This window comes from Flavobacterium potami, from assembly GCF_020026915.1.
Lineage (GTDB): Bacteria > Bacteroidota > Bacteroidia > Flavobacteriales > Flavobacteriaceae > Flavobacterium > Flavobacterium potami.
This window is the reverse complement of the sequence record NZ_JAINUY010000006.1, coordinates 388,204-408,879: the sequence shown is the minus strand read 5'-3', so window position 1 is coordinate 408,879 and position 20,676 is coordinate 388,204. Positions and strand designations below refer to the sequence as shown.

Here is a 20,676-nt window from a genome sequence, read left to right as displayed (position 1 = left end):
TTGTTATTTTTATTTTATTGAATTAGAAACCTACTTGTAACCCTATAACACAAGTAACAGGTTCTGGATAATCGCTTATCTCTTTTTCCGGGCTATAAGATTGGTAATCTGTCAGCGTAACTAGATTACTTCCTGTAACATACAATCTCATATTGCTTAATCCTAATGGTTTAAGAGTGCTTTCTGGGAATTTGAATCCAAGAGAAACGTTTTGCAAACGAATGTAAGAGGCGTCTTGTAATCCTAAAGTATTGATATATGGCGGATCGTTTCCATCACGTGGTCTCGGCCAATTTCCTCCAGGATTTTCTGGTGTCCAATAATCTTGTTTGATTCCGTTTTTAACTCCTCTTAAAGAACCTCCACGAACATAGTCGTATAAAAATAAATTGTCTCTGGTAACACCCTGAACAGTATAAATGTCTGCTGAGAAATCAAATTGTTTGTATTCTAAAGCGATAGAAAAAGTACCGAACCAATCTGGCATTTTAGACGTAATTACTCTGTCTTGATCTGGATTTGGATTCGCCCCGTTTGACGGATCTGCATCCCATAATTTAATGTCTCCAGGATACAATGTTGTTCCAGTAACTATCGGAATATTTTCTCCTTCTTGATAAATTCCAACGGCTTTATATCTGTAATAGACATCAATTGGTTTACCAATGAACCATAAATTTCCAACAGAATCATCTTCTCTTCCGTCTCCGTCAGCATCTTTTCCGTAGATACTCACGATACTGTTTTTGTTTTTAGTGAAAGTCGCTCCCAAATTCAATCTGAAATCTTTCTTTTTGATTACATCACCATTTAAAGAGATTTCCAAACCTTTGTTGTTTACTTTTCCAATATTCGAAAGTTTAGTTGTATAACCTGTGTTGGCATTCAAGGTTTCATAAATCAATAAATCTGAAGTATCTGTATTATAGACCTCAACTGTTCCATTTAATCTGTTTTTGAATAAACCAAAATCGGCCGCCAAGTTTAATTGTGTTGAGGTTTCCCATCTTAAATCTGGATTTGACAATTGATTTCCTGGAACATAACCTGAAACTTTTACACCATTAATAATGTAATCTCTTTGTGTAGCAGTTGCCATACTTTGATAAGGATCTTTTGGCTGATTACCCACTTTACCATAACTCGCTCTTAATTTTAAATTGCTTAAAACCGGAACGTGTTCTTTCATGAATTCTTCGTTAGAAACATTCCACGCTGCGTTTACTGCTGGAAAGAATCCCCATTTATTATTCGCTCCAAAAACTGAAGATCCATCGGCTCTTCCTGAAACTGTAACGTAATATTTATTATCAAAATCGTATTCTAATTTTCCTGCGAAAGAAATCAGTGATCTTTCATTTCCACCAATTAAAGGCGTGTTTAAGAAAGCACTTTCTAAACCATAAATTCCTAAAATATCACTTGGAATTCTACTTGCAGAGTTTGTAAAATCATTGTATTCTGATGAGGTAATTTCATAAACTCCCGTTACATTAAAGTGATTTTTTTCGGCAAGATTCAAGTTGTAATGCAAAATATTACTCAATTGATATTCTACATTATCTTTATACTGGATATATCCACTTCCCTGACCTGAATTGGCAATTCCAGAAAGTGATTTTGAAGTATTAAAATTCATTGCTTTGAAATTCCAAGATCTTCGGCTGGCATTCAATTTATATGTAAAACCTTTGGCAAGATTGATGTCCAGAAATACATTCATAATATCATTTCGGTTCAACTCGTTTGTTGTGGTCTCGTAAACATCAATCAGCGGATTTGGGGTTTCTTGAATTCCTCCTGGTAAATAACGGAATGAACCATCTGGATTATAAACTTGTCCTAACGGAGAAGTATTAATCGCATTATTCAAGATATTCCCCACATTTGGACGATTCGATTCAGAAAACTGAAGCGAAACATTCATTCCGATTTTCAGCCAATCTGTAACCCTTTGGTCCACATTTACCCTCATCGCTACTTTTTCATAATCTGAATTTGGAACAACTCCAGAAGTATTGATGTAGTTAATACTTGAAAAAATACTTGTTTTGTCTGTTCCAGACGAAATACTCAAACTATGGTTATTGGTTACTCCAGTTCTTAAAACCAGTTTTTCCCAATCGATGTATTTTCCAGATTGAACCGATTCTAATTCCAGTGGAGTGAAAACCTGATTGTCTGGTCTGTAAACTCCTCCATTACTTGTTCTGTAGGCTTCTCTTTTAAGCTGCGCAAATTCTTCCCCACTGTAAACATCAAAATTTCTGTTTATCGTTTGAACTCCAGAGAAACCGTTGTAAGCAATTTTAGCTTTTCCTGTTTTTCCTCTTTTGGTTGTAATTAAGATTACACCATTTGAAGCTCTTGCTCCATAAATAGATTGTGCTGCAGCATCTTTTAAGATTTCTAAAGAAGCGATATCATTCGCATTAATATCATTAATGTTTCCGATTACAATTCCGTCTGCAATTACAATTGGCTCGTTGCTTCCGTTGATCGATTTTTTTCCTCTAATTTGAATAGACGAAGAACTTCCCGGACCACCATCAGCTAAACTTACTTGAACTCCGGCTGCTTTACCTCTCAACATTTCTGCAACATCTGAAGTTGCTACTTTGGTCATGTCACCAGGTTTTACCGAAGCCACCGAACTGATTACATCACTTTTCTTTTTGGTGCCGTAACCTACAACGATGATTTCGTCTAAGGCTTGCGAACTTTCTTTTAAAACTACTTTTAGATTTTTTTTGTTTTCGGTATCAACAGACATTTCATCCATTCCTATAAAAGAAAAAACTAATATACTTTTTGGAGCTGTATTGATACTGAAATTACCGTCAAAATCGGTTTGGGTTCCTTTCGTGCTTCCCTTTACATGGACATTTACGCCCGGCAAAGGCAGTCCTTTAGTATCTACTACTTTTCCGGTTACGGTATTTTCCTGCGCGTGCATATTCGTGGACAATATGCATATAAACATCATAAAAACTAGTTTTAGATAATTTCCACCAAGAAAAAGCGTCTTTTCAGGTTTGTTGTTTTTCATTGTAAATTGGTTTGGTTAGTTAATTAATAAATTGTGTGATTACATTGCAAAAGTGCCTAATTCAAGGCTTCTGCAAGGGAGGGTGTTATTCGTTTTTAGGGGTGTCAATGTCTTTATTTGAGGATTTTATATTATTTAAAGCCTTAAAAAACGGTATTCGTAATAAAAAACTTAATTTTTAAGAAGACAGTTAATTTCTTTGACAAATAAAGAATTTAACCGCAAAGACGCAAAGGTTTACGCAAAGTCCGCAGAGGTTTTTTAAAACTTTGTGTAACTTGTCATACTATTAGTACGAGAAATAAAACATGGAAGATTTTAAGAGGTAATAATTGTTTATTTAACCGCAAAGGCGCAAAGAGAGAAAACGCAAAGTCCGCAAAGCTATAAATAAACTTTGCGGACTTTGCGTATAACTTTGTGTGCTTTGCGGTTAAAAACCCAAAAACTGTTAATTCACATGAGAACTTTTATACTCAGATGGTGAAAGATTATAAAATTTCTTGAATTCTTTACTAAAGTGTTTTCGATCATTAAAACCAACCATATAAGTAACTTCAGAAACAGAATAACTGGTATTAGCCAAAAGACTTGCTGCCTTCTTCAATCGCATGTTTTTAATGAAACCAGCAACAGAATGATTCGTTAAGGTTTGGACCTTTTTGTAAAGCACGGTTCGGCTCATTCCAATTTCGTTAACCAAATCGTTTACATCAAAATCGGTATTATCCAGATTGTTTTCAATAATCTGAGTTAGTTTCTTTAGAAAGATTCCTTCTGGTGTATTTACGTTTTCTTCTTCAACCGCCGCGATGAAACCTTCGCCATATTTCTGACGCATGATTTCTTTGGCTGATAAAAGATTGGCAATCGTCAGTTTTAATTCTTCAATACTAAAAGGTTTAGAAATATAAGAATCTGCACCCGTTGAAAGTCCTTCAATTCTATTTAAGGTCGAAGATTTTGCCGTTAATAAAACAACTGGAATATGATTGGTATTCAGGCTTGTTTTTAAAATCTTGCACAATTCAAAACCATCCATTTCTGGCATCATGACATCGCTGACGATTAAATCTGGAATTTCAGAATCCATATATTCTAAGGCTTTCAAGCCGTTTGTAAATTTCAAAACACGATAATCGGCATGAAGTACATCAAAAATAAACGATAAAACTTCTTCATTATCATCAATAACCAAAACTGTTTTTTTACCGCTTTCGTCTTCCAGATATTCTGGTTCGTAAATCTCAATTTCAGTTTTTACATCAGAAATCGGATTTGAGTTTTCACTTATTGAAATCGCATTTTCAACAATTTGTGATTTTTTAAAATGCTCTTTTCCTTTCTTTAATTTGATAGTGAAAATGGTATTGAAATTCGGATCTTCTTCCGTTTGCACTTTTATTTCTCCATGATGCAATTCTACAATACTTTTACTCAAAGCCAAACCGATTCCGCTTCCTAAATTGGCACTTCCGCGATCGTCCAATTGGAAGAAGTTTTTGAAAATTTTCTTTTTTCTGTTATCTGGAATTCCGATTCCGTTGTCTTTGACTTTGATTTCAATAAAATCAGAATTGTCTTTTTGTTCCACAGCCAAAGTAATTTTACCGCCTTTACTTGTAAATTTAAAAGCATTGGAAAGCAGATTATAAATCACTTTTTCCATCTGATTTTTATCGAAATAAATCAAAGCCGTATTGATGTTCAATACAAACTTATAATCTATTTTTTTCTCAACAGCAATACCACGAAACGATTCGTAAATATCAAAACAGAACGAAACAATATCTTGCTGTTCGCAATAGATTTTCATGCTTCCTTTCTCTGCTTTTCTGAAATCCATTAATTCGTTGACCAATTTCAGTAATCGATCCGAATTGCTTTTGATGGTTTTTAGTTTATGTTCGAGATTTGAGTTCTTTTCTGCACTGCTCAAAAGTTCTTCAACAGGACCGCTGATTAAAGTCAAAGGCGTTCTAATTTCGTGCGAAACATTCGTAAAGAAATCCAATTTCATTTTATACAATTCTTCTTGTCTTTCTTTTTCGACCTGCTCTAAATAATAAGCTTGTTTTAGCAATTCTCGATTTCTAAAAAAACGGAACAATAAAACGGATGCGCCAGCCAATAAAGCGAGATAAAACAAATACGCCCACCAGGTTTTCCACCAAGGTGGCAACATGATAATTTTTAAGGTTTTAATAGTCGGATTCCATTCTCCACCTCCATTTGAAGTTTTGATTTTTAAGGTATAAGTCCCCGAATTCAAATTCGTCAAATTGATGTAATGTTGCGAACCTATCACATGCCATTCGTCTTTATTGAACGAACTTTCCAATTTATAGGCATATTCATTTTTTTCTGGTGAAATAAAATTCATTGCACTAAATTCCAAACCAATATAACCTTGATCGTGCTTTAAAGTGATTTCTGTCGTTTCGCTAATTCGTTTTTCTAAAGCAACCTCTTTGTTTCCAGGTCTGATTTCTTCATTATTAACAATCAGTTTCGTTAAAACAATTGGCGATTTATCTTCCGTTTTAATCAATTTTGAAGGATTGAAAACAATTAAACCATTGGAACAGCCAAAAACAAGTTCTTTTGAATTGAGATTTGAACTGCAATTGGTTGAAAATTGTTTCACCTTCAAACCATCTTTTGAAGAAAAAGAAGTGATTTCAAAATCCTTGATATTTAGAACTGGCTTTACACTTTTGGTTTTAATTTTATAAAGCAAATTATTGTCGCTGATCCAGATATTTCCTTGTGTGTCTTCAGAAATACTTTTTATCATTTCGTCTGTAAATCCCATCGAACGATTGATTTCGAAGAAACGTCCTTTCTTTTCATCAAAAATATTTACGCCTCCGCTTTCTGCACCAACCCAAAATCGGTTTTTCGAATCGGTAAACAAGACTGTCAAACTATTGTTAGATAAACCGCTTTTGGGTCCAGCTTTAAAAACTCTGGTAACTTGTTTTAGTTTTTTATCGAAATAATTCAAACCGTATTGTGTCGCGATCCAAAGTCCGTCTTTTCGATTTATGATATCGGTTATAAAATTATCGCTAAGGGAATTTGAAGATCCGTCTGCCATGTAAATTTCTACAGTTCCGTCTGGCATTACTTTCTTTAAACCGTTTCCGTTTGTTCCTACCCACAAATCATCATTATCCATTAATAAAGACGTAATCGGGCGTTCGCGTTCTTTGGAATCCTTCCGCGAAAGCGAGATAAATTGAAACGATTTACTGTTTTTATTGAATTTGAACAAACCGTTGAAAGTTCCACAAAACAAATTCTGCTCATTCTGATTGACCAAAGCTGTAATCATATTGATGCTTTTGTCAAAATCGTAACCTTCAATAAAATACGAAGCGCTTTTATTGTTTTTAAAATCAAGATAATTCAGCCCGCCGCCGTTTGTTCCAACCCAAATCGAGCCATCGTTTTCTCTTGCGACTGCATTTACTGTAGCATTATTTAATCCGAAATTGGGTTTTACAACTTCTCTTATGTTGGTGAAATTGGTGTTTGTTTTTTGGAAAAAATTGACACCACCCCCATTTGTTCCTATCCAAATATCGTTATGACGGTCTTTTAAAAAACATTTTACATCGTCATCAGAAAGGCTGTAACTCTGTAATGGATTATGTCCATATTTAGTAAATTCATTTCTGTCTTTTTTATAAACACACAAACCATTTTTGGTTGCAAACCAAATCGTATTATTGTCAACTTCAACAATATCGTTTACCCAATTAGAAGATAAACTTTTTCTGTTACTTGTATTCAGCAGAAAATTAGTGACTGAATTTTTATCCACATCAAAACGAAAAACGCCGTTTGCTTCAGTCGCAAACCACAAATCGCCGTTTTTTTCTTTAATGATTTTCCAGATTTTCGATTTTAATAAAGATTCGTTTTCTATTAAAGCTTTTGGTAATATTTTTTTCGAACCATTTTTAGGATCAAAACATTCCAAACCTTTAGAAGTTCCTACCAAAACGCCGTAATTTTTATCATAAAACAAAGACAAAACCCTGCTTTTTCTGAAAGGAGAATTGTGGTCGTTGGAGATTTCTTCTAATAAAAATTTCTGTTTGTTTAATTTTTTAATTCCGCCAAAAGTTCCAATCCAGATTTGGTTTTGGTCGTCTTGAATGATGGAAGAAATATAGTTTCGTCCGCCTTTTATTTTTTGAACATCAACTCTTAAAAAGCTTCTTTCATTTTTATTGAAAAGATTCAGTCCGTTATTGGTTCCAATCCAAATTTGTCTCTGATTGTCTTCTAAAATTACATTGACATGATTGTTGCTGATACTGTTGAGAATGTCTTTGTTGTACACATATCGCAAGAAATCATAACCATCGTAACTAATCAAGCCGTTTGCAGTTCCAATCCAAATGAACCCTTTTTGAGTCTGATGAATACTCGAAATCATACTCTGCGAAAAACTCGTATCGTAATTGATATGGTCAAAATATAAATCGGATTCCTGTGCCTTCGAGCCAAAAGGAATAAGAAGAAATAAGATAAAACTGAAAAAGTAGTTTCTGATGTGCTGCATAAACGAAATTTAATAAAATTCGAATAATTTAATTGCAATAAACCTATGAAAAAAATCAATCGAATGTGTTGCAAAATACTGTTTATACGAAACAAAAAGGTGGGAGTTTTTTCTTTTTAGGGGGTGTAGATGTACTTTTTAAATCGATTTCTTTTATATTCTTTGCGGGCACGAGCGGGACGCTCGCGCTAGCAGAAACTGTATCTCAACGCTAGCGCGAGCGTCCCGCTCGTGCCCGCAAAGTGACTTTTATTTGAATCATGAACAATATTTTAAAAATAAAAAAAGCCACTTCAATTAAGAAATGGCTTCTGTCTCTTCAATCAATCCTAAGATTTTACCGTAAGCAATTGCCGCTTTATGAACTTGGACCGTCCAATCTTCTGCAGCATTATCATCGGCTCCGTCTGAAATATATTTTAAACTTAAAAACGGAATATTTTCTTTCATTGCAATCATTGCCAAAGCGTAGGCTTCCATGTCAACCACGTTGTACGCATCCGAGCAATGTCCCATTTCGAAATTATCGCCTGTTCCGCAGATTCCTTCTTGGAGGTTGTCCATCAATAAACCATATTCTAAAACTGGAGGCAAACCCGAAAGTGGTGTTTCATAATGTGCAAATCCTAAACCCCGAACATCCATGTCTCTTTGCACAAATTTTGTACAGCAAATTACATCGCCTTTTTGAAAACAGCTGCTTCCTGCTGATCCCAGATTTACAATTACTGCTGGCTTTTTCTTTTGAATCGCTTTTGACAATTCGTAAGCAGCGTTTACTTTTCCAATTCCAGTGAATAAAACATTATGTCCTTTAAAAACTTCTGCTGCTTCAGATTCCAAAGCAAAACAGAATAATATATCTTCAATGGCAAAAGATGCCGTTGGGTTAATTTGTATCATGCGTAATTTATTTTCGGTTTACAAAAATACGCTTTAAAATTTACTTGGCTCTAACCTAAATTTAAAATCAAAAAAACACGTTAAAGTCTGCTATATATGGTGGATTTTAATTCAGAAAAAATACTTTTGTTAGAATCAGAATTTTAATCCTTAAAACCCAGAAAGGAAAACTGCATGGACAATGAAAAATTTATTTTCTGCCTTGAAGGCGTTCGAGATATAGACGATCATAACCCGACTAATGTGGTAAAATGTTTGGAAGAATTGGCAATTGACCAAGGTATTTCGAGCATTCATAAAACCTGCGACACGATCGAAGGTTTAGAAGAAAGCCTGAATATTCTACTTTATGAAGATCATAATTTCAAGGATTATGAAATCATTTATCTGGCCATGCCTGGACAGGAAAACAATATTTGTCTTCATGATTATTATTATAGCATCGAAGAAATTGCCGAGTTGTTCGAGGGAAAAATGAAAGGTAAAATCATTCATTTTGCCAATCTAAAGGTTTTAGATTTAAACGAAGAAGAAGCACAATATTTTCTAGACATAACTGGAGCAAGAGCCATTTCTGGTTATGGTTCAACTTACAATAAAATTGCCAGCTGCAGTACAATTGATAAAGCTTTTTTTAGTCTGTATCAAGAAAATGATAATTTGATTGAAGTGGTTGAAGATCTTTATACGAAACATTACAATCTATGCAAATTACTTGATTTCAGATTATATTATTAAGGATGAAAACAAAGCCGGCTGAAAAAATAAAAACGTACGAAGCGAAAGGTTTTCGAGAAAAATTTCTTGGAGAAGACAATCCAATTCATTTACTTTTCAAATCGAATTCGGATCATTTTTTCTGTCTGGAAATTGAGGAAATCATGCACATGCAGCATCCTGTTCCGCCTTCGAAACATTCTTGTCATACGTTGATTTTTATTACTTCTGGTCAGCATACAATGAAATTAGGTTATCAGGAATATACAACGACCGATAATGAAATCATAATGGTTCCTGCAGGTCAGATTTTTTCGCTTGATAATGTTAACAATATCCACAGCGGTTACATTTGTCAGTTTCATCCTGATGTTTTAATTCGGAAATACGGAAGCCGTGAATTGCTTAATGAATTTGATTTTTTGAAAATTTCAGGAAGTCCTAAAATCAAACTGGCTCCAGAAGATATTGGCGCAATTACCAATATTTTAGAACGATTGAAAAAGGAATATTCAGAAACGGCCTTTACCGATTTGAATATTGTGCAATCGTACTTGATAACTTTGTTTTTTGAGATGAACAAAAATGCGGTAAAAACGGCTAAAAGCATTTCGGCTGCAGAAGTGATTACAGGAAAATTCAAAGAACTGATTCATGACCAAATTAAAACACAGCATCAAGTCAATTATTATTCTTCTTTACTCAATGTCACTCCGAACCATTTGAACAAATGTGTAAAGACGGTTACTGGGAAATCTGCCGTAAAATGGATTGATGACAGCATATTGTTAGAAGCCAAATATTTACTCTTTCAAACCACACTTTCGGTAGGCGAAATAGCAACTCAAGTAGGCTTTGACGATCAATCTTACTTTAGTCGCTTTTTCAAAAAACTGGAAGGAATTTCTCCTATCAGATACAGGAAATTGATTGATAAGTCCTAATTATTGATTACAGAATCCTAACAAATACATTATTGTTTTTCAGAAATTTGCTTGCTCAAAAATGCAAATTATGATTTATGTTTTTAAAACTTCCGTTGACAGCCAGGCCAAATTTGAGTCGGCTTCTGCACTTTTAGATCAGTTATTACCAGAATCTCAGTGGAATTTTGATCTTGAAGACTGCGATAATATTTTAAGAGTAGACAGCGAATTGAATGTTGCTGCATTACTTCAAAACAATACCCTTTTCGATTGTATCGAATTAGAATAAAACTTTACACGCCTTTTTAAAATTGCAATGGAATCAAAATTATACCAAAACCGAACTTTTGAAACAATTGATTATTCAGAACAAAGTTTAGCCAATACCGAATTCGTAAACTGCGAATTCATCAATTGTAATTTTTCTAAAAGCGATTTGAGTCATAACGACTTTCTCGACTGTACTTTTAAAAACTGCAATCTTTCTTTGGCCACTTTACGAAATACAGGATTGAAAAACATCAAGTTCATCAGTTGTAAATTAATGGGCCTTGATTTCAGCGCCTGCAACAGTTTTTTATTTTCAATGAATTTTGAAGATTGTATTTTAGATTATTCGACATTCATTTATAAAAAATTAAAGAAAACCAATTTTACAGATTGTTCTTTAAAAGAAACCGATTTCTCGAATACCGATTTATCTCTGGCGATTTTTAAAAACTGTGATCTTTCTAGTGCCACTTTCGTGGAAAGTATTCTAGAAAAAACAGATTTCAGAAGTTCAAGAAATTACGCTTTTGATCCATCTGAAAATAAAATTAAAGGAACGAAAGTTTCTCACACGGCACTTGCAGGTTTATTGCAAAAATTTGATTTCGTTATTGAATGAGATGTAAGTTTTCAGTCGCAGTCACAGTCACAGTTTTCAGTTTGTTGAGACTGTGACTGAAAACTGAGACTGTGACTGAGACTGTGACTGAGACTGAGACTGAAAACCGAGACTAACAAAAAAGCGGTACACAAACTAATGTATACCGCTTTTTCTATTTATTAACCATGAATTCTATTTTAACCAACGTGGATCTCCAATATTATTATCAATCATTGTTTGGTTTTGAACTTTGAAATTTCCTGTCGCAGCATTCACAAATTGCGGATTTGCAGTGATTCCAGACGCATCAGGTTTATTTGAAGCAATACTAGCATCCATAAAACTTGCTGCCTGATAGTAGTAATTTTTACTAAATATAGGCGTTTCTGTAGCTGGTTGATTCGTATAAATAGCTGATGTTGATACAATCAAAGTATTCATTACAGTCGAACTGTTATCTAAAAACCTCACATACAAGATTCTTTTTGGTGCTGCTAAGTTTGAAACATTATACAGCGTACAGTTTTGTATTAAAGTGGTAGTTTTTAAACCAGTACCCGAGAAACCTCCTGATGCAGGAAGAACAGCATCTACCCTAACAAAATCTCGGCTTGTAGAACAGGTATCAAACGTACTGTTTTTAAGTACAATACTAGCTACATATGTATTTCTAAAATCGATAAAATCAGCCCCAGCATTTGTATTTACCGACCTAACAATACTGTTATCAACAGTAAACGAATTTACTTTTGAATTGGAAACACTTGCTGCAATTAAAGCTCTTGTGTAATCATGAATTGTAGATTTACTGATTAAAATATCCCCATAATTAGAAGCTCCGGAAACAGTTATCACTGCACCATTGGTTAGTCCGGTTCCGTCCAATTCTAAATCTACTAGAGAAAGATTAACAAGACCAGCATTTATAGTGAATTTTACATTCAGTTTTGGTTTGTTTTCTGGTCTTACACCTCTAATAATAAGTGTTTTATTTAAAATGATCTCTCCAGTTGTCTGATAAAGACCTGGCATAAGTAACAATCTAGATCCCGCTGTTGCCTGAGCTATCTTGGCATTTAAGTCATCTCCAGGATTTACCACAATACCTCTTGTTAGATCAACACCACTTGTAAAATTTAGTATTCCTCTCGTTTTGGTTCCATTCTTCAAAGTAGCAGTATAATCTGTTTCTCCTGTTAATCCATTGACAATTGCAACTCCAGCTGTTTTTTCATCTGCTGTTATAGTGTGCGTTATGTTTCCTGGTTGAACTAAAATTTGAGTTACATTACTATTAGGTGTCCATCTCAAAGTCAAATAATTTGCTTCGATCTCTTCTGGTCTGATTGGCGAAAAAATCTGTTCCGATAATGTTGTCGCCGTAGTAACCGACCAATTTGAATCGGCAATACCCGCAGCACTTACAGCTTTTACTCTAATAGAATAGGTAGTTTCTCCTTCCAAAGGTACTTGTATCGGAAGTTGCGAAAGTGACACATTTAACGTTTTAAAAATAGTCTTAAATTCTGGATCATCTGGACTAAACTCTACCACATAATGGTCTGCATTTTCATCACTTTTAGCAGTCCAAGTTAATTCAACTGTAGTTGAATTTCTAATTGTAGCTTTAAGTCCAATTGGAGAAAATTCTCTTGTATTACCAATACCGTCTAATAACTCTTCATTATAACTTTCGCAGCTTGAAAATGAAATTGCAAGTAATAATAGGGTTATTAGTCCTCTAAATATATATTTTGTTTTCATCGTAATAACTTATTAATTTATTAAGGATTTTAATAACCAAAATCATTTTTTAACTGACCATTACTTCCATCAAGAAACACTTGCCATATTGGCCAGTATTGTCTGTTATCAGGGTTAACTCCCGTTTTATATAATGAATTCACCTTTGTATCTGCTGCGGTACCAGTCCAAGTCCATGCAAAAGAAGTATACGTTGCTCCAGGATTTGTAGTTTCTCCTCTATTTAATCCATAAATATCCAAGCTTACATTATCCGATTTATATTTATAGTATAAAATTGAAGGTACATCTGCATATTCGCCAGTACGAGCAGATAAGTTTGCCATTTTTTGTTTAGCTAGATCCAGATTTGTTTTAAGCAAATTCCAACGAATAAGCGCTTGTTTACGCTCCATTTCTCCAGTAAACTCAAATTTATTTTCATCAACGATCGCATTAAACATTGCTTCTTTACTGCTTTTAGAGTTTACATAGTTTTCAACTTTTACAGCCTGATCTGCTGAAGAAAATGATCTTCTTCTAATTTCTTTCAAATAAGGCATTGCTGCACCAGGACCTTCTAGTTCATTTGCCGTTTCAGCAGCAATAAGAAGTACTTCTGCATAACGCATATACATTTTATTCACACCATCATCATTATCTGAAGTAACTCTACGTGTCATCCACTCATAACGGTACTTACCAAAACACCAAGTATCCAATGATGCTAATTCCTGTTTAGCAATAGGATAAGGAGTACCCGCTACTGCAGTCCCCCATTTGTAAGGTACACAAGTAACATCTCTACGTAAATCTGTTTGGTCATAATCATAGAAAACAAACGGCAACGGACCTGCTACTCCTCCACGATTTGCCCCATTTTGCTGGAATTGATCACTTGCAGAAGTATGTTTTACTGCAAACGTAAACAACATACGTCCACGACCGTCTGCAAATGGAAGTTCCCAAAGAGATTCTCCACCAGCAGTAGTAATTTCTTGATTGTATTTTCTCCATAATCCTTCAAAAGTAGATTCTAAACGAGCAGAACCACTTGCAATCACTTCACGAGATTCTTGTAATGCTAATGCATACATATTAGCAACAGAAAGTTCTGGATCTGTACTTCTTCTTATTCCGTCAGGATATTGTTGAAATCCACTTGCTACTAAAGCCAAACGTGCTCTAAATGCTTTTACAAAAGCCTTGTTCACATGCTCTACAGTACTTGTATAAGAAGTTGCATTAGGCCATGCAACCAATGTTGAAGCCTCTCCTAAATCCGCGATTAATTGCTTGTAAATAACATCTCTACTTGATTTAGGCAAATATAAAGTTGCCGTTGTAATAGGCTCAAAACGAGCAGGAACATCTCCCCATGCTTTAAGCAAGTCAGCGTAGTAAATTGCTCTTAATGTTAGAGCTTCTCCTAAAAGCTGTCCCATTTCGTTTCCTGGTTTAGGATCACCATATTGACGCATCCCCTTAATACAAACATTGGCACGTTCAATACCTGAAAACATCATTGAATAAGCATTATTCGTTGTATTCATCTCCGTATTACTTGGCTTAGCATCGTACACACATAGATCTGCTTTGTCTCCCGCTGTCTGCGAAGTGTTATACCATTCTGTATCCGTATTTAATCCATAATATGGCAAGAATCTTCCTCTGTAAGAGTTAGTCTCTGCAAATGGTACTTTTATTCCATCAACCGCACCTTTTGCAAGTGCTGGTTCAGAAAAGATCAAGGCTGGATCTAATGTTGATGGTGCATCTGTATCTAAATAATCGTCTTCAAATTGCTGGCAAGAACTAAATAAAGCCGAAATAATCAATCCCGCTATTATTATTTTATGTTTCATTTTGTAATAATTTAAAATTAGAAATTAAGATTCATTCCAAAAATCATTTGTCTGCTTCTTGGATAAGGACTTGAATCAACCCCTGGTGTCAGTGGATTTTTTCTTCTCGTTGAAACTTCAGGATCAGATCCTGAGTAGTTAGTCCAAACAAAAACATTGCTTGCTGTTAAGTAGAATCTTAATTTAGAAATTCCAAGTTTAGATGTAAACATCTCTGGAGTTGTATACCCTAATGTTAAAGTATTCAATCTTAAAAATGATGCGTCTTCAACTGCCCAATCTGTAAATATAGCAGTTCTCATATATGGAGACCACATTGTTGTATTAGCATTAAGTGCTGCTAATGCGTCAGGATTATCTGTTACCAATTGACCTGAAACAGGATCTAAATTGGTCCATCTTTTTCCATCTGCCATAGTCGAATTTAAATTTTTGTATCTTCCTGAAGCATTTGCTGTAGAAAATTCAATTTTATCAGCATTATAAATATCATTACCAATACTCCAGTTAAAAGCCGCCATTAAGTCAAATCCGTAAGCATTTCCATTAATAACAAAACCTCCTGAACTTTTAGGATTTACGTTTCCAATAATAGTTTTATCGTTTATGTCTACTTTACCATCTCCGTTAACATCTTTTAATTTCATGTCTCCCGGTTTAATAGAACTTCCATCTCCTACTAAAGTTGTTGCCGTAGGAATTACTCCAGTTTTCAGAACATATTTTCCTCCAACATAATCAAAATCAGAAACTTCATATCTTCCATCATTCTTGTAACCATACATAGTACCTAATGAAGAACCAACTGATATTAGATAATCATCCCCAATTTGTGAAGAAGCCCAACCTGTAGCAGCTCCAAAATTATTCATAACCCCTAATGAGTTAATACGGTTTTTGTTTACTGACATATTGAATGAAAAGTTCAAACCGTACTTCGCTTTTTCAATAGCAACAACATTTATCGTAGCTTCAAAACCTGTATTTTGTGTTTCTCCCATGTTACGATATTGAAAATCATATCCAGATCCTGGAACCGGGAAATTGATTAATAAATCGCTAGTAACATTTTTGTAAACATCGAAATTACCACTCAAGCGGTTTTTGAAAAAACCGAAATCCAAACCAACGTTTTGCGTTACTGTAGTTTCCCATTTCAAGTCTGGATTAGGCATTGTTTTTGAAGGCGCCCAAACACTTGTAACTCCATTAATCCAAGTTGTTGGAGTAGATTGGAAAATTTGAATTTGCTGTCCAACCGGAATATTATTATTACCTGCTTCACCATAACTAGCTCTCAATTTTAAAAGATCTAACCATGATTTACCTTTAAGGAAACTCTCTTCAGAAATTTTCCATCCTGCTGCAAAAGCTGGAAAATACCCCCAACGGTTTTGTTCTAAAAATTTACTAGATCCATCTGCACGAAAAGTAGCCGATAAAATATAGCGGTTTTTATAATCATAATTAGCACGACCAAAGAATGACAACAGTTTGTCATCTGGATTATAGTAATTATCTACCGCTTGTGGTGTTCCTTGACTTGTTAGTGTTTTTGCTTTTTCGAAATCAAAAAATGTAGGATAACCGTGAATTGTAGTAGTTACATTATTTGAATTATAAGTAATACTTTCTTGCCCTAAAAGAACATTCAAATGATGGTTTTCACCCATTATTTTTTTGAAATCGTAATTCAATGTATTAGCGTTTCTAAAACGTCTTTCTTTACTATCTCCCATAATCATTGCAGGCATATCTTGTAAAGTTGCAATTGGAGAGTTAGCTACGTAGTAAGTAGTAAGCCCATAAAAACGATAGTCCAAAGTGTTGAAATTGTCAAGACCTAAATCAACTTTCAATTTTAAATTATCTATAATTTCCCATCCAAAACTTCCTAACATATTAAAGTTTTTACGAAACTGTTGACGATCATTATCAGAAACAGATGAGAAAGGATTTATCAATTGATCTGAACCATCTCCTGCCACGTCTTCTGAAGTTAAACCTGATACAGGAAGTGGTGCATAACCAACAATTGTACGCATACGTGAATCTGCTGAAGATTTTTCATTTTGCTCGTTTACACCTCCACCATCGATTTCTGTATCAGAATAACGCACAGTAAAACCAACATCAATTTTATCACTCACTTTACTTTTTAAAGCCAACGCAAGGTTGTTTCTTTTATAATTTGAACCAATCATGATTGCTTTTTCATCATAATGAGCGTAGTTAAAATTATAATTAAGTTTATCTGTCCCACCTCTAATTCCTAAATCACGGCTTTGCACCTCACCTCTACGACCAAAAATTTGTTTTTGCCAATTATCTCCTTTTAAACCATTGTACATATCATGATCTTGCCAGTTTCCAAAATATCGAGTATATGAAGTTGGATCAGAAGCCACTTTTGTACCTGTTTGAGAAAGCAAAGCATACTCATATTGCCATTTTGTATAATCTTCTGGAGATAAAACATCAATTCCTTTCGCCATAGTTTTCATACCATAGAACATATTGAAGTTTACTGCCATTTTCCCATCTTTACCACTTTTTGTTGTAATAAGAATAACTCCATTCGCACCACGAGATCCGTAGATTGCAGTTGAAGCCGCATCTTTTAAAACAGTCATTGTTTCTATATCAGATGAAGAAATATCATTCATATTATTGATTGGAAATCCATCCACGATAATCAAAGGCGAAGCATCTTGAGTAAGAGAACCACCTCCACGTACTCTAATTTTTATATCTGCATCTGGAGATCCCTCAGAAGCTGTAACCTGCACACCGGCAATACGACCTGTTAAAGCTTCAGCGACATTTGCCACTGGAACTTTCTTCAAATCGTTTCCTGAGATAGTCGAAACCGCTCCCGTCAAATCAGATTTTTTTGAAGTTCCATATCCGATAACAACAACTTCATTTAAGCTGTTCGAATCTTCAGACATAGTTACATTTACTTTAGATTTTCCATCTGCAGAAGCATCAACACTTTTAAATCCGATGAATGAAAAACTCAATACCGCTTTCGGATTGGTTAATTTAATTTTGTAGTGACCGTCAAAGTCCGTCGAGGTACCGTTTTTGGTTCCTTTCTCCAAGACATTTACACCCGGCAGAGAAAGTCCCGCAGCATCTTTCACGGTTCCCTCTATGGTGGTAGTCTGTGCTTGTACTTGACTTCCGATCAATAAGCACAGTAAGAAAACAAGTTTAAAGCAAAAATCTGCTCCTTTGTTTAATAGTTCTTTAAAGTTCATGGTTGATTGTTTAAGTTATTAATAGTTTTTAGTTGTGGTTTAAGTGGTTTTTTGTGTCTGTTTTCAATTCATTCTTTTAATTATTACAGGTTTATTATTTTTTATAAATATTAACAAATAGATTGTTTTTTCACTCTTGTTCAATTCTTATAACTTAATCGATTTCGAAGATGTGAAAAAAAAGTTGTAATCGATTACACAAACATAGATATTTTTTTTAAATGAAAAATAATTTTTCATAAAAAAGTCCTAAAAAAAATTACATATCAAAAAAATAAACACTTTTTTATGTGAGATATACAATTTTAATGAATATAAAATATTAAATATATTATTATTAATCCTCGATTTGATTTGCTTTTTGCAAAAAAAACAATCGATTACATGAATATTCATTGCGAAATTATTAGGTGTTGTTTTTACACTTAAAAAGTTAAAATAAAACTAAAAAAATTAGAAAATAATTACTTTACAATTCCAATTTTATACTGATTTTACCTATAAATAGATAACTACAAATAAAAGAAAAGGTAATTTTGACTATAAGTTTCTATAAATACAAGCACAAAAAAGCCCTTAAACAAACGTTAAGGGCTCAGAAAATTAAATTCTAAATCTTTAAATACGCTGCAACTGTACTTGCTTTCGATGTAACCTCATCAGTATGAAAGTAATAATCATTCCGGTCATAGCCATTGCAATACCAATAAGATTCGGTGACGCAAAATTATAACCCGCTGCTAAAGGCAATCCACCTAAGAAAGCTCCCAAAGCATTTCCAATATTAAAACTCCCTTGAAGTGCAGCTGATGCAATCATCTCTGCATCTTTAGCCGTTTTGATCATTAGCATTTGGATTGGTGCAATAACTGAAAAAGATATTGCTCCTGTTAAGAAAGTCAAAAACAATGAGATGTATTGATTGAAAGAGAAAAAGTAAACCATCAACAAATCAAGCACCATCACAAATAATAGCGCCAATACGGTTGGTGCTGGTGAATATTTATCTGCCAATTTTCCTCCCACAAAATTCCCTACAACCATTCCTAATCCAGCTAAGATCAAAATAGAAGAAACATCTTCTGGCAAAAACTTAGATACATTAATTAAAAGTGGAGCAATGTAACTTATCCAAGCAAATAATCCTCCAAAACCAATTGCCGTGATTCCTATAATTAACCAAGCTTCTGTTTTCTTAAAGAACTGAAGTTGTGTTTTCATGTTTACACTTTCACCTTTTTCAAGATTTGGCATCCAAAAATAAATAGCCAAAAAAGTCAACAGGCCAACAATCGCAATTAATATAAAAGTATAACGCCAAATAAAATGGTGACCTATATAAGTTCCGATTGGCACACCAATTAAGTTAGCAATCGTTAAACCTGCAAACATTATAGAAATGGCCTGTGCTTCTTTTCCTTTGTCTGCCAAACGGCTTGCGACTACCGCTCCCACTCCAAAGAATGCTCCGTGTGGTAATCCAGATAAAAATCGAGAAGCAAATAAAACATTATAATCAGGAGCAATAATTGACAATGCGTTAAAAACAGCCAACATTAAAGCTAAAATTAAAAGCATTTTTTTAGGCGCATAATTTCTTCCTGCGATTACTAATAGTGGCGCTCCAATAACAACTCCAAGTGCATAAGACGAAATTAAATATCCAGCAACCGGAATGGAAACTTTCATATCTGAAGCAATATCTGGGAGTAATCCCATCATTACAAACTCTGTAATACCAATGGTTAACCCTCCTAAAGAGAGTGCAATAAGACTTTTTTTCATTTTGATTTATTATAGAAAGGAATAGATTTCTACGACGCAAAATTAACACCGTTAACCTTCAAAAAAATTGTAAATTTGCGACATAAAATTGTATATTTAAGTCATGCCGAAATTAAATCAGTTTAAAACGCTTGTTCTTGATGAATTTGAAGAAGAGAAATTTCATCTTCCTCCGCATACTCACACCTATTATGAAATCATTTATATCAAGAAAGGAAGCGGTATTCATCATTTGAATAACAATCTGCTCCCTTATAAAGCGGGAGATCTATTTGTTATTTCGCCAGATGACGAACATTATTTTGATATAAAGAAAAGTACGCGATTCATTTTCATCAAATTCACAGATAATTATTTCAACTCCAAACAAAATCTGACTTGCGACGAATTCTTAGTCAATACTCCAGAAAGTTTCATGCGGGACAAAATCTTGAAAGAAACCGTTTTGAAATTTGATGAACCTTGCAAAACGATTCTAAAAAACACAGTCGAAAACATTGTTACTTACGATAAATATATTGATGTGACTTCTTCACCTATTGTTTTCTATCAAATTCTTTCGATTTTTGGTTTGATTAAAGAAACTATTCGCGGTATGAATCTACAGATGCAATCAAATCATTTGGATAATGAACAAATTGCCAATTACATTCATCAGAATATTTATCAGCCGAAATTGGTTCAAGTAAAAGTGATTGCTGAACATTTCAATATTGCTCAAACGTATTTTAGTGCTTATTTTAAGAGAACATTCAGCATCAGTTATCGGGAATATATTCATAATTTGAGAACGACTTTAATCGAAAAAAGATTCCACAACAATCAATTGCCGATTAAACAAATTGCGTACGAATTTGGTTTTACGGATGAAAGTCATTTGACGAATTATTTCAAAAAACGTAAAAACATGAAACCAACCGATTTTAAGAAACTGTAGTTATCGAAATCTTAAAAAGTAATTTCCTCGAACATTTTTAA

General features: G+C 34.0%; 12 protein-coding genes. 5 read left to right on the top strand and 7 right to left on the bottom strand.

Annotated features, from left to right (window positions below):
- Nucleotides 1-22 precede the first annotated feature (22 nt).
- From K6T82_RS18650 to K6T82_RS18640, 3 genes are all read right to left on the bottom strand, one after another.
- Nucleotides 23-3,049, bottom strand: coding sequence for a SusC/RagA family TonB-linked outer membrane protein (locus K6T82_RS18650; protein ID WP_223709080.1), 3,027 nt, complete (start codon nucleotides 3,047-3,049; stop codon nucleotides 23-25).
- Nucleotides 3,050-3,500: 451 nt separating this feature from the next.
- Nucleotides 3,501-7,625 (bottom strand): hybrid sensor histidine kinase/response regulator transcription factor, encoded by a 4,125-nt coding sequence (locus K6T82_RS18645; RefSeq protein ID WP_223709077.1) that lies wholly within the window; start codon nucleotides 7,623-7,625, stop codon nucleotides 3,501-3,503.
- Between the two features lie 297 nt (nucleotides 7,626-7,922).
- Complete coding sequence (locus K6T82_RS18640; RefSeq protein WP_223709075.1) at nucleotides 7,923-8,528, bottom strand: 5'-methylthioadenosine/S-adenosylhomocysteine nucleosidase family protein; 606 nt, start codon at nucleotides 8,526-8,528, stop codon at nucleotides 7,923-7,925.
- Between the two features lie 174 nt (nucleotides 8,529-8,702).
- On the opposite strand from K6T82_RS18640, the gene K6T82_RS18635 reads away from it, so the two are divergent.
- The 4 genes from K6T82_RS18635 to K6T82_RS18620 all read left to right on the top strand — a co-directional run bounded on the left by K6T82_RS18635 (nucleotide 8,703) and on the right by K6T82_RS18620 (nucleotide 11,060).
- Nucleotides 8,703-9,266 (top strand): DUF6642 family protein, encoded by a 564-nt coding sequence (locus K6T82_RS18635; RefSeq protein WP_223709074.1) that lies wholly within the window; start codon nucleotides 8,703-8,705, stop codon nucleotides 9,264-9,266.
- Nucleotides 9,267-9,268: 2 nt separating this feature from the next.
- On the top strand, nucleotides 9,269-10,189 hold the full coding sequence (locus K6T82_RS18630; RefSeq protein ID WP_223709071.1) for a helix-turn-helix domain-containing protein: 921 nt from the start codon (nucleotides 9,269-9,271) through the stop codon (nucleotides 10,187-10,189).
- A 70-nt stretch (nucleotides 10,190-10,259) separates the two neighbouring features.
- Nucleotides 10,260-10,460 carry a hypothetical protein gene (locus tag K6T82_RS18625; protein WP_223709068.1) on the top strand — a complete coding sequence of 67 codons (201 nt, stop codon included), beginning with the start codon at nucleotides 10,260-10,262 and terminating at the stop codon, nucleotides 10,458-10,460.
- A gap of 27 nt (nucleotides 10,461-10,487) precedes the next feature.
- The gene (locus K6T82_RS18620; protein WP_223709066.1) at nucleotides 10,488-11,060 is read left to right on the top strand and encodes a pentapeptide repeat-containing protein; all 573 of its coding nucleotides are present in this window, start codon (nucleotides 10,488-10,490) and stop codon (nucleotides 11,058-11,060) included.
- Nucleotides 11,061-11,234: 174 nt separating this feature from the next.
- On the opposite strand, the gene K6T82_RS18615 is transcribed toward K6T82_RS18620, so the two are convergent.
- From K6T82_RS18615 to K6T82_RS18600, 4 genes are all read right to left on the bottom strand, one after another.
- Nucleotides 11,235-12,806, bottom strand: a complete 1,572-nt coding sequence (locus tag K6T82_RS18615) for a DUF5123 domain-containing protein (protein WP_223709063.1) — start codon at nucleotides 12,804-12,806, stop codon at nucleotides 11,235-11,237.
- Between the two features lie 29 nt (nucleotides 12,807-12,835).
- The gene (locus K6T82_RS18610; protein WP_223709061.1) at nucleotides 12,836-14,650 is read right to left on the bottom strand and encodes a RagB/SusD family nutrient uptake outer membrane protein; all 1,815 of its coding nucleotides are present in this window, start codon (nucleotides 14,648-14,650) and stop codon (nucleotides 12,836-12,838) included.
- 17 nt (nucleotides 14,651-14,667) lie between these two features.
- Entirely contained in the window at nucleotides 14,668-17,913 is a 3,246-nt protein-coding gene (locus K6T82_RS18605) for a SusC/RagA family TonB-linked outer membrane protein (RefSeq protein ID WP_223709050.1), read from the bottom strand.
- A 618-nt stretch (nucleotides 17,914-18,531) separates the two neighbouring features.
- Complete coding sequence (locus K6T82_RS18600; RefSeq protein ID WP_223709048.1) at nucleotides 18,532-19,698, bottom strand: MFS transporter; 1,167 nt, start codon at nucleotides 19,696-19,698, stop codon at nucleotides 18,532-18,534.
- A gap of 103 nt (nucleotides 19,699-19,801) precedes the next feature.
- Here K6T82_RS18600 and K6T82_RS18595 point away from each other — a divergent pair, with 103 nt between their 5' ends.
- Nucleotides 19,802-20,635: an AraC family transcriptional regulator gene (locus tag K6T82_RS18595; protein WP_223709046.1), complete on the top strand. Its 834-nt coding sequence runs from the start codon at nucleotides 19,802-19,804 to the stop codon at nucleotides 20,633-20,635.
- The last annotated feature ends 41 nt before the right edge of the window (nucleotides 20,636-20,676 follow it).

Excerpts from the sequence above, each read along its gene's own strand:
- K6T82_RS18650 (WP_223709080.1), bottom strand. The coding sequence starts at position 3,049 with ATGAAAAACAACAAACCTGAAAAGACGCTTTTTCTTGGTGGAAATTAT.
- K6T82_RS18645 (WP_223709077.1), bottom strand. The coding sequence starts at position 7,625 with ATGCAGCACATCAGAAACTACTTTTTCAGTTTTATCTTATTTCTTCTT.
- K6T82_RS18640 (WP_223709075.1), bottom strand. The coding sequence starts at position 8,528 with ATGATACAAATTAACCCAACGGCATCTTTTGCCATTGAAGATATATTA.
- K6T82_RS18635 (WP_223709074.1), top strand. The coding sequence starts at position 8,703 with ATGGACAATGAAAAATTTATTTTCTGCCTTGAAGGCGTTCGAGATATA.
- K6T82_RS18630 (WP_223709071.1), top strand. The coding sequence starts at position 9,269 with ATGAAAACAAAGCCGGCTGAAAAAATAAAAACGTACGAAGCGAAAGGT.
- K6T82_RS18625 (WP_223709068.1), top strand. The coding sequence starts at position 10,260 with ATGATTTATGTTTTTAAAACTTCCGTTGACAGCCAGGCCAAATTTGAG.
- K6T82_RS18620 (WP_223709066.1), top strand. The coding sequence starts at position 10,488 with ATGGAATCAAAATTATACCAAAACCGAACTTTTGAAACAATTGATTAT.
- K6T82_RS18615 (WP_223709063.1), bottom strand. The coding sequence starts at position 12,806 with ATGAAAACAAAATATATATTTAGAGGACTAATAACCCTATTATTACTT.
- K6T82_RS18610 (WP_223709061.1), bottom strand. The coding sequence starts at position 14,650 with ATGAAACATAAAATAATAATAGCGGGATTGATTATTTCGGCTTTATTT.
- K6T82_RS18605 (WP_223709050.1), bottom strand. The coding sequence starts at position 17,913 with ATGAACTTTAAAGAACTATTAAACAAAGGAGCAGATTTTTGCTTTAAA.
- K6T82_RS18600 (WP_223709048.1), bottom strand. The coding sequence starts at position 19,698 with ATGAAAAAAAGTCTTATTGCACTCTCTTTAGGAGGGTTAACCATTGGT.
- K6T82_RS18595 (WP_223709046.1), top strand. The coding sequence starts at position 19,802 with ATGCCGAAATTAAATCAGTTTAAAACGCTTGTTCTTGATGAATTTGAA.